This is a genomic window from Candidatus Cloacimonadota bacterium, assembly GCA_012522635.1.
GTDB lineage: Bacteria > Cloacimonadota > Cloacimonadia > Cloacimonadales > Cloacimonadaceae > Syntrophosphaera.
In genome coordinates this window covers 1-15,371 of sequence record JAAYKA010000082.1, presented here as the reverse complement: position 1 = coordinate 15,371, position 15,371 = coordinate 1, and the positions used below count along the sequence as shown (strand labels likewise).

Genomic DNA, 15,371 nt, shown 5'->3' with positions numbered 1-15,371 from the left:
TAGGGCGGGTCCAGGAAAATCAAATCCCAGCGTTCCTGGGTTTTTTTCAAAAAGGAATCCACCCGCTTGCGCCAAATGTGGCAATCCTCGCCACAGCCCAGCATTTCCACATTTTTGAGGATGGTGGCGACGGCGGGAGCGGCAAATTCCACCATATCCGCCCAAACGGCACCACGGGAAAGAGCTTCCAAGGCCAGGGAACCCGTTCCGGAAAACAGATCCAACACCCTTTTTCCCTCAAAATCGCCATAGACGTTGAAAATCATGGCGCGATGGTAGGAACTGGTGGGTCTGGTGCTGTTTCCACTGACGCTGAAGAGATTGCGTCCCTTATATTTACCTGTGATGATGCGCATATAAACAAACCTCAGCGGCGCAGCTTGCGGGGACGTCCGCGCGGAAACACCAACGGGACAGTCATTTGCACCGGTTTCGCCACAAAATCCGGACAGGATATGATGGTTAGGTGCGCCGCCTGTTTACACTTTTTCTCACAGCGCAGGCAGAGCTTGTTATATTTTGGCTCCACTTTTCGCGGCATCGGGACCTTATTCTTTTATGCCCTGCATCTCCAAAATTACTGCCACCAGGTCGCTGAGGCGGATTTCGGACAGCTTGCGCTCTTTGTCGAACCTGCCCAAAAAGGCGATGAGAAGGTCTCTCACAGTGAATTCGGGGCTCTCGGGATCCAACTCCGCCAAATTCACCTGGGCCTGTTCTTCAATTTCCTGCAGCATGAGCGCCAAAGCGTCCACCGCTGCCTCATCGTCTTCCAAAAAGTCCTCTTCCTCATCCAGATAGATTTCCACACCCAGGCTGCCCTCATTCAGCTTTTCCCGGGCTTGGGCAAGGTTTTGGAAACCCTGATGGTCCATAATCCTCAAATATGCCAGCTCCTCCGGGGTAAAAAGCTGTTCGATGCGGGCGTCATAGCGGCTCACAGGATCGCTGAGGATGCGCAAATGCAGCTCCTCAATGCTTTCCTTAAGTTCCGGCGAAGAATCCGTCTGGCTGATCAGTTCGTATGCGGCCAGCGCGTCGAAAAACTGGTTCTGCTCTTCAAAAAGCTTTGCCAGCGTGATGGTCGGCGCCCAGCCTGAGCTGTTGTTCTTCATTTTAACTCCCATTTTAAATCATCTTGCCCAAGATTGCCGGAGGCGCGTTTATGTCAATAAAAACCTTTGGCTTTTGTCCGGAGCCATGAAAAGGCGGGTTTGAAGAAGTGAAAATGCGAAGGAAACCCCTTAATCCAATCCCGCTCCTCTGGATTTTTTCGAGTTTTGAGGTTTTATGGTTTTGGCGGGGTTCTCTAACAATATTCGCCCTAAATAAGAGCTAACCAACTATTTTACAGCCAATTACTCTCAACTTTATCCTGAAAATTGACTACTCAAAACTGAACCCTTCCCTCTCGCCGCCTTATGTCTTCCTTATGTTTCAAAAGCAAAGTTAAGCGACACATAGGGTTAGGGTTTAGTTGGTGAAATTTCAACAGACTCGTTCTATAGATAATGGAAACCGTGTGAAGCCCGGCAAAATCTACAGAACCCATGTTATGTGACCTCTTGGTTAAAATAATGTAATTACATTGTCGTCACACATAGCCTTATTTTCAAAACAGTTGCAATTTCATAAAAAACAAAATTAATCCCCGCATAATAAATTGCTTGACAAATATTTGGGTACACAAAGGGTGGTCATGTGGGTTTTCTCTTGATAGAATCATGCAAAATGGTTCTATAAAAAAAGAATAATATCTGGCTATCGGAGAAAGGTTGGGATTTTTGACGTCCCCGCTTTTCACCGAAGGTCACAAAAATATTGGAGATAGAAATGAAAAAAACGCAAAAATTGCTTTTGTTGATGGCTGTCCTTTTGATGGTCATAGGCATGTTGAATGCAGAAAAAACATACCATATTTATGCTGGTGTACAAGGCGACCTAGGTGGTTTTGAGCCAGTTTTGCAGCAATGGAAAAGTAAAACCCATTATGATAATGGTGACACGGAAGGTATAGTGCAGCATGAATTTAAGTGGGTTAATGGAGACTTGATAATAGATGTTTCTGTAACAGTAGGAAACTCTGAAGAACCAGAAGAACTTTTCGGATATTATGTCATAACAAAACCTGCCTTGCCTGATATTGGATACTGGTGGATTGGGGATGCAAATGATAAAACAATATTTGAAGGGATCCCAATTGGTAATGGTTTTTCTTGGGCATATAAAGACGGAGAATATTGGGTCGTTGCTTGCGCGCAATTAGCCAAGGTTGGGTGGGAATCACCTGACAATTATAACTATTGGACTATCCATGCTCTTGTGTGCGAAACCCAAAATCCCATCGCAGGTGCCGAAGTTTGGTATGATGCCGGAGATGGAAGCGGTCATAAGAAACTTGGCGTAACTGATGATAATGGAAATTTCTATATCTTTAACAAAGCTAATGTCCAGGTAGGAGGTACAGAAATAATTTTAGGCGATCACGGAGCAGCTTATCCGGGCCCTGGGACCTACTATCTGACTCATGATGATTACGAGTTCGATGAAATTCAGCAAGTGGTACAAACAGGGAATAATATAGATTATAATTGGTCTTCCAATATCTGTGGCGGCGAAAACCACGTCCCCGTGGAACTCAGCAGCTTCACAGCCACCATCTCCGCGCAAAACAATGTCGCCCTCACCTGGGTCACCGAAACCGAAACCGGAATGCGCGGCTACTACGTCCATCGCGCTGAAATCAACAACCTTGCCAACGCCCTGATCGTGAGCCCTTTGATCGCGTCCAGCAATAGCTCACAGCAGCATACCTACCACTATGAAGACGCCGATCTGCAGGATTCCGGAACCTATTACTACTGGCTGGAAGCCAACGATCTGAATGGAAGCTCCACTTTCCATGGCCCCGTGAGCGTGCTTTTCAACGCCGCCGGCGAAAACCCCAGCCCGGAAATTCCGCTGGTCACCCAGCTTCACAGCGTCTATCCCAACCCCTTCAACCCCATGGCTTTCATCCCCTTCAGCCTGGCAAAAGACAGCGCTGTGGATTTCAAGATTTACAACAGCCGCGGACAGCTCGTGAAACAATTCGACATGGGCGTCAAAGCCGCCGGCATGCACCGCATCAGCTGGGATGGCACCGACTACAACGGAAACATCCTCTCCAACGGAGTTTACAACATCGTGATGAACGCCGGCAAGGACAGCTATCAAACCAAGGCAGTCCTGCTGAAATAATTATTCCACCCTGAATAGATAAAAGCCCGGCTTCCTCGCCGGGCTTTTTTATTAGCCGAATTTTGCCAGCTTCAAAGAGGCTGGATTCCTCATAAACGCTGCCAGGCTCCTGGCTCTGGCTCATGCGTCACTGAATGATGCCTAAAGATCATCGCATTGCAGGATGGGGATGTGCCTTGGTTAATCCCGGGTTACGCTCAGATTGAAGGCAGGGAAGAACGCTTGGAAGCCAAACAATTTGAGGCAAAGTTTTCTCAAATGTCGAGGGAACATTTATGGTTTGTTTTTGCGGGCGAAAATATAAATAACTTGACTTTATTTCTTGGAAATTGAAAATGGTTTTTGTTTGATAAACTCAAAAACACTTTACTGAACAAATACAAGGCCCGCGTCCGCCGAGATATAATCTGGCAGAGCTTTGGGGGGATTTGTTCTGCTGATGAAACCAGCGGTCGCGAAGGAGGAAATGATGCCTCGTTTACTGAGAGTATGCCTGTGTTTTATTTTGCTGGCAGGGCTGTTTTCATGTGATAAACGGATGCCCACCCAGCCACAGCTTGGAGGTGGAGCGCTGCGTTTTTCCGAGGAAATACTGCCTCTGGAAAATGAAGACTACATCTATCGCCAAAGTGTGGAAGCGGGTTTGGAGCTTGAGGAAGGTTTGCTTTTTTCTTGGAAGGTGGAAACTTTAAGCGGGGAAACGCCTTCGGGCTGGTTTGCCAATCCCGATGGTTGGCTGTGGTTCAGAGCTGCGGAGGGTGATTCAAACCTTCCGCTTTCCCAGCCTGGAGCACACAGAACGCTTTGGACGAGCCGCTCCAAGCTGGATTTTGATTTTTATTCCCTTGAGGGGAAGCTGCGGGATTTGATTGTGAAAGTTGAATTGCGGGTGAAAAAAGCGGATGGAACAACAAGCGATTACCAATGTGGTTTCAAGAGTGAGCGCCTGCTTTCCAGCCGGCTTGAGACGGATTTTATAGAGGGCTCGGTTACGGGGGCAGGGCTGGAATTCAGGCTGAGCGAAATTGTGCAAAATATCTATGTGGAAGGGCTTTATGCCAGCCATTTCATGTACCGGCTGAACATTTTGAACCACCGTCTGGAAGTGATTTCGGAAGGTGAATGGCACAGCTCTTTGGAGCTGCGTGACCCGCGCGTGGTGAAGCTGGGCTTGAACACTGAGCCCGCGCTATCTCCAAACGCGATGGGGCAATACACCCAGTTTGAATCTTTTGTGGTGAGCCGCCAAGGCTTGGAAGAAGCCAATCCGAAAAGCATTTATTTCCGAGTTCGGGACGGTTTTCAGCCCCAGGCTTTAATCTATGGCCAAACCCTGGTGGCATTGGGACAAAACCATTACTCCATCGACAACACCCTCCATAAACCTGAATTCTATAACTTAATCCCACAAAACGGAAATCGCTTTAACAGATTGCTTTGGGAAAATGAGACGGGATGGGAAGCGATTCACTCTCCAGATTTGAAGCTGCATCTGCAATGGGGATTTTCGGGACAATTTGGCGGAACATTTCCTGGTGGCGAACTTGATGTTACCAATAACCCGTTTGACCATGAATTAAATCTGTGTGTGGACGCAAATACAGGCACCTCGTATTACAGCCAGGTGGATTATTTTTATTTGCGCTTCAACGGAGCCCCGTTTCCCACACAGCCCCACTTTGTGAATCCAATCCAGGTGACACACGCTGGCAAAACCTGGCTGCGCGTAAAGAATCTTGACCACAATGCGCAAAGCCACATCTTCAGTGGTTTGAGCCCTGGAGATTATCAATTTGAAGTTTGCGTGGTGGACGCGCAGGGCACCGTGAGCGAAGCCGCCACCACCACAATCAGCCTGAAGCCGAAGGTGCCATTTGCCAATCGCAGCGGCATTTTGATTGTGGACGACAGCCGTGGAGACCTATCTTTATCTCCTGAGGAATATGTAAACAACTTTTACAACACGGTAATACCCACCCAATGGGGCGCTGTACAAAGATATGAAATCGATCCTTATGGAGCATCCCGGAACATTTCCTCCGTTTTGCTTCAGCAGTTCAAGGCCGTTGTCTGGCATTCGGATAACTCGATGTACGCGCCAAATCTTTATTACAGCATGGATGCCCTGGAGATTTATCTGGATATGGAAGGCGCGCTCCTGATTAGCTCCACTTATAAATTGGCTTCATATCTTCAAACTATTTGCGATTATTATCCCTCTTATGCCGCCAGTCGGTTTGGACTTGACGGAAGCCAGGATTTTGGGGTTTTGCCCACAACCAAACATTATTTCATCCGCTCGGAAGCTCCACAGAATCAGGGAAATATGAACCTGATGATAGACAACGCTTTCAATTCAAGTGTTCGGTTGCGTCAGGGCTTGTGTGGGATAAGCTGGTTTAATCACAAATCAAGCTGGCCATATTACCATCGTTTTGGCTGCAAGCCGGTGGATCATCCTATTTATCCTCCCAGCCAGGAAGAATATGACCTGTATTCCAATAAATATGTGGGCTATCAGCATGAGCGGATCTTTGTGTTTGGCGTCCCGCTTTCATATCTGGAACCGGATGATGTGGCACCGGCTGTGACAATCATCCTGAATCGTTTGCTGGAACCGGCCACAACAAGTTGGAGGAAAAAATGAAACGGCTTTTTTTGATTTTAGTGGCATTTAGTTTTGCCATTCTGGGAGCGCTGAGCCTGAAACCGGAAGCTCCGGATAAAGCTTTGCACCAAGTGGCGCACGAAGCCAGCAGCCTGGAGCTGTGGGTGAGCAATTATGGCACATGTCATAATCTTCGTTATCCGAGATATTCACCTGATAATCTGATGTATGCGGGTGGCATCTGGATTGGTGGGAAAATCCCGCGGCGCGATGAAGAAGGACGCAGACTTTTTTGGCTGCACCCAGACCCATATATTGACGACAGTATAACCCACGAAGGCGCCCCGGATTGGAACGCGGAACTGAAACCCGTTATCGACAGCCTCACCAGCGTTGGTATTGAAGGAGATTTAGCCCTTTTTGAACTGCTTCCCACATACAATCCCAGAGCGACTTCCAACCCTCGTTACACCCAGTATTATTTGCAAGACACGGTTTTACAAAGTTTTCTGGGATTTCCTTCGCCGCGGGGATTTGTTTGGCCGGACCCTCTGGATAATTATTGCTTCAGCAGCCCGCAGCCTGTGGCGCACGACAGTCCGGGTTTTGAAACACTCACGGGATTTTTCTACGATTTTTGTCCTTTGGGATCACCGGGAAAAAGAACTATGGGACCGCACGTCGGCTTTGCGCATCACTATCCACTGGGGTTGGGCATCAAGAGGGAATCATTTGCCTGGAACCTCCAAAATCACGATAGCTTTGTGATTTTCCGCATCACGATCTACAACATGAACGAGCTAGACGAGATTCAAGACCTTGCCTTTGGTGAATATGTGGACGCGGATATTTATCCAGCTGGGTGGGAAAATCCCCAAGCAACACAAGACGACATTAGCGGCTATGATCTTGTGGGCGAATATGCCTACAGCCGGGATTATAATGGAGACCTTGGTTTGAGCCCATTCTGGGTTGGAAATAAAATCATTTGTTACGATTTTGAGGGCCAGCGTGCGGCTTGGGCTTGGGATTTAGGATTTAGCCCCAATGATAATGAACCCAGAGCTCTGGCTCAAACCAACAGGCAAACTGCCAACGAAAAATATTGGCTGATGACGGGGCGCAACCCCAGACCCAATACGCTTTTCCCCCTCAGAAGCCAGGATGCGAACATCCCGGTGCAGGAACAGCCTTATAACTGTGACACCCGTTTTTTAAATGTCATCCACGGCAGCCAGCCCAGCGCCCAAAATCCAGATCCAGTGGGCAGACTGAACCTGGCTCCGGGAGACAGCCTCACCTATTACAGCGTCTATTTTGTGGGAGAGGGGCGCCAGGAGATGCGCGAAATCGCCCAACGCATCGACAATTTCATTGCGTCGGGAATGGAAATTGACCCCAACAGCGGCTTAAGCTGCATTCCATATTTGAAAGAACTTGAATTTGTGGACAATCAAGCCGCCAGGCTGCAATGGCATTCCTACACGGATCCCGACCATTTCGAAGTGCAATACAAAACCTATGAAGACAGTGCCGCGCAATGGATTAGCACCCAAGTTCCGGGAAATAGCCGCAGCCTGTGGCTTTGGGATTTGGATCCCGACACCTGGTATGAATTCAGGGTGGCAGCGGTTTACCAGCCCGGTCCCGAGGAAGTATATCTGAAAAGCAATACCAGAATGACCAAAATGAACTTGCCCTCAGAATTTGAACCAGAAACACCGCCGCTGACCCTCAGCCTGGAAAACTTTCCCAATCCTTTTTCCCACAAAACCGTGATAAAATTCGATATCAACACCGCCGGCCCGGTTAAACTGAGGATTTTTAACGCCAAAGGTCAGCTTACGCGGGAATTGCACAATGACACGAGCGAGCCGGGAACTTTTTCCAAAATTTGGGACGGCAGAGATGATCGTGGTTCCTTATGCGCGCCAGGCATATATTTTCTCGGCTTGGATTGCGCGGGCACAAAGCTTGTGAAGAAGGTTTTGCTGCTGCGTAACTGAGCTAAAGATATCCAAACAAAAAACAAAAAGAGCCATCACGCCTGTGAGGCGATTTGAAGAGTTCTTTTGTGATCTTAAAGCCGTTAATTTTTTTCCGGCTCAGGAGGTCGCGGGTGAAATCTCAACCCAAAATTCACGAATTCGCAAGAAAAGGTTTGACAGAAATTATCCCAAGTAAATAAATGTTTTTACGAACACAAGGGAGATACAAATGAGCTCATTAACGGTGCTGGGATGTATGTGGGGCGATGAGGGAAAGGCTAAAATTGTGGATTTTTTGGGCGCGAACGCGGATGTGGTTGCCCGTTTTCAGGGCGGTGCCAACGCCGGGCACACCATTGTTTTACAGGGAAAAAAGTATGTTTTCCACACCGTGCCCTCAGGCATCCTCTACCCCAAAACCAAATGTGTGATCGGGGCTGGAACCGTGATTGACCCCTTCGGCTTGAAGGAGGAAATGCGCTCGCTGATGGAGCAGGGCATAGATTTTTCGGACAGGCTTTTCGTGGATGAACGCGCGGGTTTGGTTTTGCCTCTGCACAAAAAATTGGACGGTCTGAAAGAGGAAAAACGTGGCGCGGGAAAAATCGGCACCACGGGCAAGGGAATTGGCCCCGCTTATGCCGATCAGGCTTCACGTAATGGCCTGCGTTTTGGTGATTTGCGTCATCCGGAATGGCTGCGAGAACGGTTGACGGCTCTTTATGACAGCCACGACCTGAACTGGGAAGACCCGGAGGCGGAACTTTCCGCCCTGCAGGAGGTTTGGGAATTTTTAAAACCCTTTGCCGCCCAGGCAGATCTGTTGGTGCGCCAATGGTATTTGGAAGGCGAAAAAATCCTGTTTGAGGGAGCGCAGGGAACGCTATTGGATCTCAGTTTCGGCACCTATCCTTTTGTTACATCGTCAAATACATTGTCCGGCGCCACCAGTGTGGGCATCGGTTTTCCACCCCGCTGGCTGGATAAAACCCTGGGCATCTACAAAGCTTACGTCACGCGTGTGGGAGAAGGTCCGTTTCCCACCGAAATTTTCGACCCAACCGCGGAGGCTATCCGCAAGGCGGGCAATGAATTTGGAGCCACCACGGGCAGACCGCGACGCATCGGCTGGTTCGATGCCGTGGCAGCCCGCTACACCGCTTCCCTGAACGGCTTGGCTGCCATCGCGGTCACGCTTTTGGACGTTCTGAGCGGGATGGAAGAGCTGAAAATCTGCACCGCTTATTGGCTGGATGGGCAAAAGCTGCCCGGATACGCTTTTCACCATTTGGATCTGGCGCGCGTGGAACCGGAGTATCTCACGCTGCCGGGTTGGGATGAGGATTTGGGCGAATTTCGCAAACTGGAAGACCTGCCGCCCCAGGCGCAAGACTATCTGGAAGCGATTCAAGACCTGGTGGAAGTACCCATCGAGGTGGTTTCCGTGGGCAAGGATCGCGAACAAACCATAACCGTTAAATAATTTTTGAGAGGTTTGCCATGCGTAAACACATTATTTTGATACTGCTGGCGCTTTTGGCGCTGGGGCTGCACGCCCAGAACAGGGACAGCCTGGAAATCGAGCTGCCCCAACCCCAATATATGAATCCTTTTTTTGATAGCTTCACACGCAACTATATATCCACCAGCGCGATGGGGCGCGGTTCCACAGGTATCGCGCTGCCCGGTGGGGTAGACAATGTTTTAATCAACCCCGCCAGCTATGACCCCGATAAACCCACGCTGCATCTGGAAATGCTTGCTAAAGTGCCGGTGGATGTGAACACCCATGCCATCGCGGATACCGCTGTCTATTATAAGCTTTCCCCGCAAACGATGTCTTCACCGGTGCCCCTGGGAATTGTTGGAGGTGGCGGAAAGATTGGCAACCACTTCACTTACGGCCTGCTGTATAGCCTGCCCAAAACTGTGAAGGTGGACTATTTTGGGGTGGAAATCAATATGGGCGCCGGGCTCATCATGCGCTATCCCAGCTATTTTTTGAACCAATTCACCGCGAACGCCGCCTGGCATATGGACAATTTTCACTTGGGGCTGAATCTGCACAATCAAATCCACTATTTGAACGACGTCACCATTTTGCGCACTTTTGCCAGTATTCGGGATTATAAGTATTTGCTGCGACCTCAATTAGGTTTCCTTTATACGGGTGAAACCGTGAACGCGGGTTTGACCGCGACGCCGCCGCAAAATTTTGATTGGGATCTGACCTTCGCTCAATATGACAGCGTTTTACCCCTGCAGATGGGACTGGGCGTGGCTTATCACAAGGATGGAACCAACCTTACCGCCGAACTTGATTTTGAACAAAACAGCGCCATCAGCGCGGATTTCAAGGACCGCCACAGCATCCATCTGGGCGCGGAAAAAACCATCCGTCGCTACACCTACCGTGCGGGCTATATCTACAATCCCCAGGTTTGGGATGGCAATTTCAGGCTTCCCGACGCGCAGGGCTATGCCTCCGCGGATACAGTTTCCATCTGGTGGGACGCGGTGATGCCCATCGGCCACATTGGCAAAAATAGCCAACACATTATCACGCTGGGCGGAACCTGGAGCCATCCGGATGTGCGCGTGAACCTTGCCGGCATGATTGATGTGGCAGGCAAGGCGCCCGTCGCGCAGGTCAACCTCTCTGTGGATCTATATTTCAGCGCCTTCAACCGCAAAGAGTTCCTCTATTTCGACTGATGCCAAAAGTACAGATTCGTCGGGTTGAAAACTATGAGCTGCCCCTTTTGGAGGCGGCTGTTGACGATTTTCTGAGTCATGTCCCCCGCCAGCGCCTGAAACGCAGCAAAAGGGTGTTGTTAAAGCCAAACCTGTTGGGCAATTTCCCGCCCGAAAGAGCTGTGACCACCCATCCTGTTGTGATGGAGGCTTTGGTCCGCCATTTTTTGGATTTGGGCAAGGAAGTGTGGATTGGAGACAGCCCCGGCGGCACGGCAAACGTTGAAAGAGTGTGGGAAACAAGCGGTTTGGCAAGCCTGGCGGAGCGATATCCTGTTAAACTGGTAAATCTCTCCACCGCCGGATTCCGGGAACTGGAATATGGTGAATTTTCGGTGAAAATATCGGAAGTTTTTTGGAAATGCGGCATCGTGGTGAACGTTGCCAAATATAAAACTCACGGTTTGGTGGGCTACACCGGAGCGCTGAAAAACCTCTATGGCCTGGTGCCGGGCTTGGCAAAATCGAACTATCACAGTCTTTACCCAAATTCGCTGGATTTTTCCAGATTACTGCTGGCGCTCTACGCTCTGGTGCGTTCGCGGCTCAGCTACAACATCATCGATGGCATCCAGGGTATGGATGGTCTGGGTCCCTCCGGTGGTCGCACCCGCAGTTTTGGCCTTCTTTTTGGTTCACGTTCGGTTTCCGCTCTGGATTATGTCGCAGCGAAAATGATGGGTTTTGCGCCCGGCGACGTTCCCTACCTGGAAGAAGCCCTGCGCATGGATGGAATTTTGCCCTCCCGCATCGAGGTTCCAACCAGTTTCCGGGGCTACGTCATCCCGGATGCCGATCTCAGGGCGGTGAAATTCAGCAACCGCTTTCTGCGCAAGGTGCCCCGATCCGCAAGACACCTGATGGAGCGCCTTTATTACAAGCGTCCCATCATCAGCAACCGCTGCCTAAAATGCGGAATCTGCGTGCAAAGCTGTCCTGTGCAGGTGATTTCCCCACCGGATAAATTCAACTTTCCCGAGATTGACCCCAAAGCCTGCATCCGCTGTCTTTGCTGCCACGAAATGTGTCCCCACGACGCCATTGATATCCATAAAAGCCTGTTGGTTAAAATTATAGAACGATGAAAACACAAAAGCCAAAAAACAAAATCCTCATCAATATCGTTTATCTGTTGCTCTTTCTGCTCGTTATAAGCTGGATCTTGGTTTGGGGCAATAACAGCTATTTAAAAAAATGGCAGTTGAGCCAAAAAAACAAAACCAAGGAAACGGAACATAATTTGTTAAGCGCTCAAAACGACAGCCTCAAACAGGAAATCCATCGGCTGCGCACCGATCCGGAAGAGCGAAAGCTTTATCTGAAGGAACGTACCGGTATTTATGAGAAGGACGAAACGGTTTATATTTTTAAGCCCGCTCAGGAAGACAGCCTGAAAAAAACCAAAAAAGGAAAATGAACTCCGACAACGAAAACCCGCCTGCTCCAAGCGAAAAAAAACCACAACCCTCCACATTTGGCTGGCGGCGAAAAAAACACCTGCGTGAGATGTTGGCGCTGCTTTTGGAATCCGACCCAAACCAACGCCAATACCTGATTAACATGATTCTCACCCTGGACACCCAGAATTGCGGGCGTGAACCAACTTTGCGTGGTCTGCGGGTTTTAACCGCCACCATTTTGGAGCAATTAGTTCCACTTTTACGCGCCAGGGTTGGCAGCGGACGGGGCGAAATGCTGGAGTTTTTCAAATATTTGGACCACTTTCCCCTCAATCCAGAGCAGGAAATGCGCGCCGCACTGAAATTGGTTTACAAGGAAGACCCCAGCGAAGAGCAGCGGGAACTGTTTTTGCGGCTGGAACTTTTTTGGCTGTTGACCATAATGGGCGATTTGGACAGCGCCCGCCACCTGCGCAAGGAACTGGAAAACCAGGTATCCCTGCAGCGGCCAAGGCTTTACGCCACCTATATGATTTCTGTGGCCCGCATTTTACAGCACCGGGAACGCCATCTCAGTTTCAGCTCCCTGTGGATGAATTTGGTTTGCGAAATGTATCGTTTGGATGGTCCGGAAACCGCGCTGTATATGATTTTGAGATGGATAAGGATGCTGAATTGGGGACGCGACACCGCCCTGCGCAAAATGGTGTTGCATAAATTTGGCGCCAAGCTTCGCGACCGGAGAGACCTGCTTTCCGCCACCCTGCTTCACGAGCTTTTCATGCAGGAAAATCGCGACGCCAGCCCCGCGGAAAAGATGCAGTATGTAATGCAGTTGCGGCGTCATCCCTCTTCCCTGCTTTCCGCGCAGCAACTGCAATACCTCCACTTTTTTGCCGGAAACTACCTCTCTGCCGTGAAAGCCAGCTTTCGCCAATCCATCCGTGAATTCAAGCATTCAAACTATTACCTCCACAAAAGCTGGGCCTGGCTGAGCAATCTTTCCGATTTTCTGGGTAAAAACCTGGATGTGAACCAATATTCCCGCGCGATGAGTTTTTTGCAGCAAAACGCGGTGGATTTGGGGCGCCAGATAAGCCTGCAAAACAACGCCTATGTGGAAACCCTGCATGAAAACTATGAAACAATCAAATCCCTGCTGAAACAGGTGGAGGAACTCTCCATTACAGACAAACTCACCGGCCTGAAAAACCGGCGCTATATGGCTTCTGGATTGGATCACGCCTTCCAACTCGCCATCAGGCAAAGGGTCCCAGTCTGTCTGGCAATCCTGGATATCGACCACTTCAAGCGCGTCAACGAACAATTTGGCCACCTGGCTGGAGATTATGTTCTTAAACGCCTGTCCCGCCTGCTGTTGGGCTTTTTCCGCAAAAGTGATATCGTGATCCGCTGGGGTGGTGAGGAATTTCTCATCATCCTCTTTGATGTGAACGAAGAAAGAATGGCAGTTAAAATGGAAAATTTGGGCCTAAAAATTCGCGAAAGCGTTTTCAAATGGAAAGATACCCCCATCAGCGTGACCGTGAGCATTGGCTGGACTTCGGTGAAACTTGCCGACCTGCATCAGGATTCCTTGGAACCCTATTTCCAGCGTGTGGACGACGCGCTTTTCGAAGCCAAGGATGCCGGACGGGATTTGGTTCTGCGCGCCAAAGACGCGGAACCCGATTCCTAAATCAACACCTGCTTCCCAGAAAAAACCAACCTGTAGGCTGAAAATGACTTGAGAGATATATTGCAAAAAAAAGGCGGAACGTCTTGCGCGTACCGCCCTGATATTTCATAAAACGCTTTGTTTATTTCAGTTTTAGAACCTTTTTGACGCTGGATTCTGTCCCCTGACTGGCACGGATGAAGTAAATCCCTGAGGGTTGGTCACTTCCATCCCAAACAATCTCGCGTCCATCGGAACTTTCAAAGCTATGTAAAAGTTGTCCCTTCAGATTGTAAACCGAGACCGTGAGCGGCGCGCTGGAAGCTGCACCAGTTTTTATATTCAGTCTGTCTGTGAAGGGAGAGGGATAGGCTTCGATGGCAAGCCTGGCAGGCGGAAGCGTGTTATCGTCGTTTGCCACTTCAAAGCTTTCCCAGCCATATTCATGTTTTTCGTCCAGTTCAAAGTCGTCCATTCCGTCGAGAAAGATTTTCCCAATGACGAGATTGTTTTGACCATCACTGTCATAAAAATAGTCATCAGTATAGCTGGAGAGCCAGTTCGTGCCGTGGTAAAAGTCTTCATTCACCCATTCAAGGCGCAATTGTGTGTCGTATTCACACTCTATGATGCCCGCGTATAGCCACATATTTTCATCCCAAAAATCATGCGTGACAACACTTTTCATACCGGGAAATTCGTAAGAATCGAGCAACAGCATGAGATGAAACATATCAGCGATATATTCAATCAGATCCGCGCCGGTATGGCTGTCCTGAGGGTGATATTGGGTAAAGGTTCTGGAGTTGTTCTCCCAGTTCAAAGAGTCATCGGATGCGAAGATATTTTCCTGAATAATGCGGCCGAAACTGTCGAATTCATATTCGGCGCGATAGTATTCATCATCGTCATAGGGATTCCACTGATATGCCGTAAAGCTGGTTCCGGAGCCATAAACCATATCATACCTAAAAATCGGAGTCCACACCTGATCCCATTCGTCAAACACCTTCATCGTTGCTTTCAGCAGACGGTTTTGGCTGTCGTATTCATAGCTGGCCTTGCCATAGTCGAAAATATCACCCATAAATTCCATGGAAATAAGTTGTTCAACAACCCTGCCATTAACATTGTAGCTGTATTGCACAAGCGATTTATAGGGTGACCATTCGACTTCATCCCAATCTTGAACGACTACCTTATCCAGCTTGGTAGAATTATTGGCGATATAATAGTATTCCATCCTGATATCGGGAAACCAGTCGTTATTTTCATAGGTGTAGCTTGTATAATCCGTCAGCTTCCACTGCAGTAAACGCAGAGGATTTTGGGCTGGTCTGTTGGTTTTATGGCCGGGAAAGCCAAAAGCCATCAGCATGATGGGAAACAAAATAAGCAAAACAATCAAGCATCTTTTCATGTTCTTCTCCTTTTTTGAAGTGGATATGAATCCCATACCTGAACCGGCGACGCCAATACCCGCTATTCACAAAAACGCCTCGCCGCTTTCGGGATTTATTTATACACTCTTCAACTAAGTTTTTAAGTTCTCTTTTTTTTGTCAAGGAAAAACTGGTTTGGCATTCCCCCATTTTTTAAACCAGCCTTATTTTCATTTGCCAAGGATCGGTCAAATCAGGTCTATATGGAGATGTATTATAGTGTGTAGTTCGCTGCAGGCAGATTTTCAGTACCTGGCAAAG

12 protein-coding genes are annotated in these 15,371 nt (G+C 48.9%); 9 read left to right on the top strand and 3 right to left on the bottom strand.

Going from position 1 to position 15,371, the window contains the following annotated elements:
• Positions 1-356: 16S rRNA (guanine(966)-N(2))-methyltransferase RsmD (locus GX135_04555; GenBank protein ID NLN85359.1), on the bottom strand; the 356-nt coding region annotated here is incomplete at its 3' end.
• Between the two features lie 192 nt (positions 357-548).
• Positions 549-1,115 (bottom strand): hypothetical protein, encoded by a 567-nt coding sequence (locus tag GX135_04550; GenBank protein NLN85358.1) that lies wholly within the window; start codon positions 1,113-1,115, stop codon positions 549-551.
• A 1,207-nt stretch (positions 1,116-2,322) separates the two neighbouring features.
• On the opposite strand from GX135_04550, the gene GX135_04545 reads away from it, so the two are divergent.
• From GX135_04545 to GX135_04505, 9 genes are all read left to right on the top strand, one after another.
• The gene (locus GX135_04545; GenBank protein NLN85357.1) at positions 2,323-3,240 is read left to right on the top strand and encodes a T9SS type A sorting domain-containing protein; all 918 of its coding nucleotides are present in this window, start codon (positions 2,323-2,325) and stop codon (positions 3,238-3,240) included.
• Between the two features lie 171 nt (positions 3,241-3,411).
• Complete coding sequence (locus GX135_04540) at positions 3,412-3,573, top strand: hypothetical protein (protein NLN85356.1); 162 nt, start codon at positions 3,412-3,414, stop codon at positions 3,571-3,573.
• A 136-nt stretch (positions 3,574-3,709) separates the two neighbouring features.
• Complete coding sequence (locus GX135_04535) at positions 3,710-5,887, top strand: hypothetical protein (protein ID NLN85355.1); 2,178 nt, start codon at positions 3,710-3,712, stop codon at positions 5,885-5,887.
• Positions 5,884-7,854 (top strand): T9SS type A sorting domain-containing protein, encoded by a 1,971-nt coding sequence (locus GX135_04530; protein ID NLN85354.1) that lies wholly within the window; start codon positions 5,884-5,886, stop codon positions 7,852-7,854. Before GX135_04535 ends, GX135_04530 begins: the two co-directional genes overlap by 4 nt.
• A gap of 211 nt (positions 7,855-8,065) precedes the next feature.
• Entirely contained in the window at positions 8,066-9,319 is a 1,254-nt protein-coding gene (locus GX135_04525; GenBank protein NLN85353.1) for an adenylosuccinate synthase, read from the top strand.
• A 17-nt stretch (positions 9,320-9,336) separates the two neighbouring features.
• Positions 9,337-10,551: a hypothetical protein gene (locus GX135_04520; protein NLN85352.1), complete on the top strand. Its 1,215-nt coding sequence runs from the start codon at positions 9,337-9,339 to the stop codon at positions 10,549-10,551.
• Entirely contained in the window at positions 10,551-11,675 is a 1,125-nt protein-coding gene (locus tag GX135_04515; GenBank protein NLN85351.1) for a DUF362 domain-containing protein, read from the top strand. The genes GX135_04520 and GX135_04515 overlap by 1 nt, the downstream gene beginning before the upstream one ends.
• Positions 11,672-12,007 carry a hypothetical protein gene (locus tag GX135_04510; GenBank protein ID NLN85350.1) on the top strand — a complete coding sequence of 112 codons (336 nt, stop codon included), beginning with the start codon at positions 11,672-11,674 and terminating at the stop codon, positions 12,005-12,007. The genes GX135_04515 and GX135_04510 overlap by 4 nt, the downstream gene beginning before the upstream one ends.
• Entirely contained in the window at positions 12,004-13,689 is a 1,686-nt protein-coding gene (locus GX135_04505; protein ID NLN85349.1) for a GGDEF domain-containing protein, read from the top strand. The genes GX135_04510 and GX135_04505 overlap by 4 nt, the downstream gene beginning before the upstream one ends.
• A gap of 121 nt (positions 13,690-13,810) precedes the next feature.
• Here the strand turns inward: GX135_04505 and GX135_04500 are convergent, their stop codons facing one another.
• On the bottom strand, positions 13,811-15,088 hold the full coding sequence (locus tag GX135_04500) for a T9SS type A sorting domain-containing protein (GenBank protein NLN85348.1): 1,278 nt from the start codon (positions 15,086-15,088) through the stop codon (positions 13,811-13,813).
• Positions 15,089-15,371 lie beyond the last annotated feature (283 nt).

What these genes read in the sequence shown, in the direction of transcription:
- GX135_04505 (NLN85349.1), top strand. Translation starts at nt 12,004, where the DNA reads ATGAACTCCGACAACGAAAACCCGCCTGCTCCAAGCGAAAAAAAACCA.
- GX135_04500 (NLN85348.1), bottom strand. Translation starts at nt 15,088, where the DNA reads ATGAAAAGATGCTTGATTGTTTTGCTTATTTTGTTTCCCATCATGCTG.
- GX135_04520 (NLN85352.1), top strand. Translation starts at nt 9,337, where the DNA reads ATGCGTAAACACATTATTTTGATACTGCTGGCGCTTTTGGCGCTGGGG.
- GX135_04530 (NLN85354.1), top strand. Translation starts at nt 5,884, where the DNA reads ATGAAACGGCTTTTTTTGATTTTAGTGGCATTTAGTTTTGCCATTCTG.
- GX135_04525 (NLN85353.1), top strand. Translation starts at nt 8,066, where the DNA reads ATGAGCTCATTAACGGTGCTGGGATGTATGTGGGGCGATGAGGGAAAG.
- GX135_04535 (NLN85355.1), top strand. Translation starts at nt 3,710, where the DNA reads ATGCCTCGTTTACTGAGAGTATGCCTGTGTTTTATTTTGCTGGCAGGG.
- GX135_04510 (NLN85350.1), top strand. Translation starts at nt 11,672, where the DNA reads ATGAAAACACAAAAGCCAAAAAACAAAATCCTCATCAATATCGTTTAT.
- GX135_04515 (NLN85351.1), top strand. Translation starts at nt 10,551, where the DNA reads ATGCCAAAAGTACAGATTCGTCGGGTTGAAAACTATGAGCTGCCCCTT.
- GX135_04550 (NLN85358.1), bottom strand. Translation starts at nt 1,115, where the DNA reads ATGAAGAACAACAGCTCAGGCTGGGCGCCGACCATCACGCTGGCAAAG.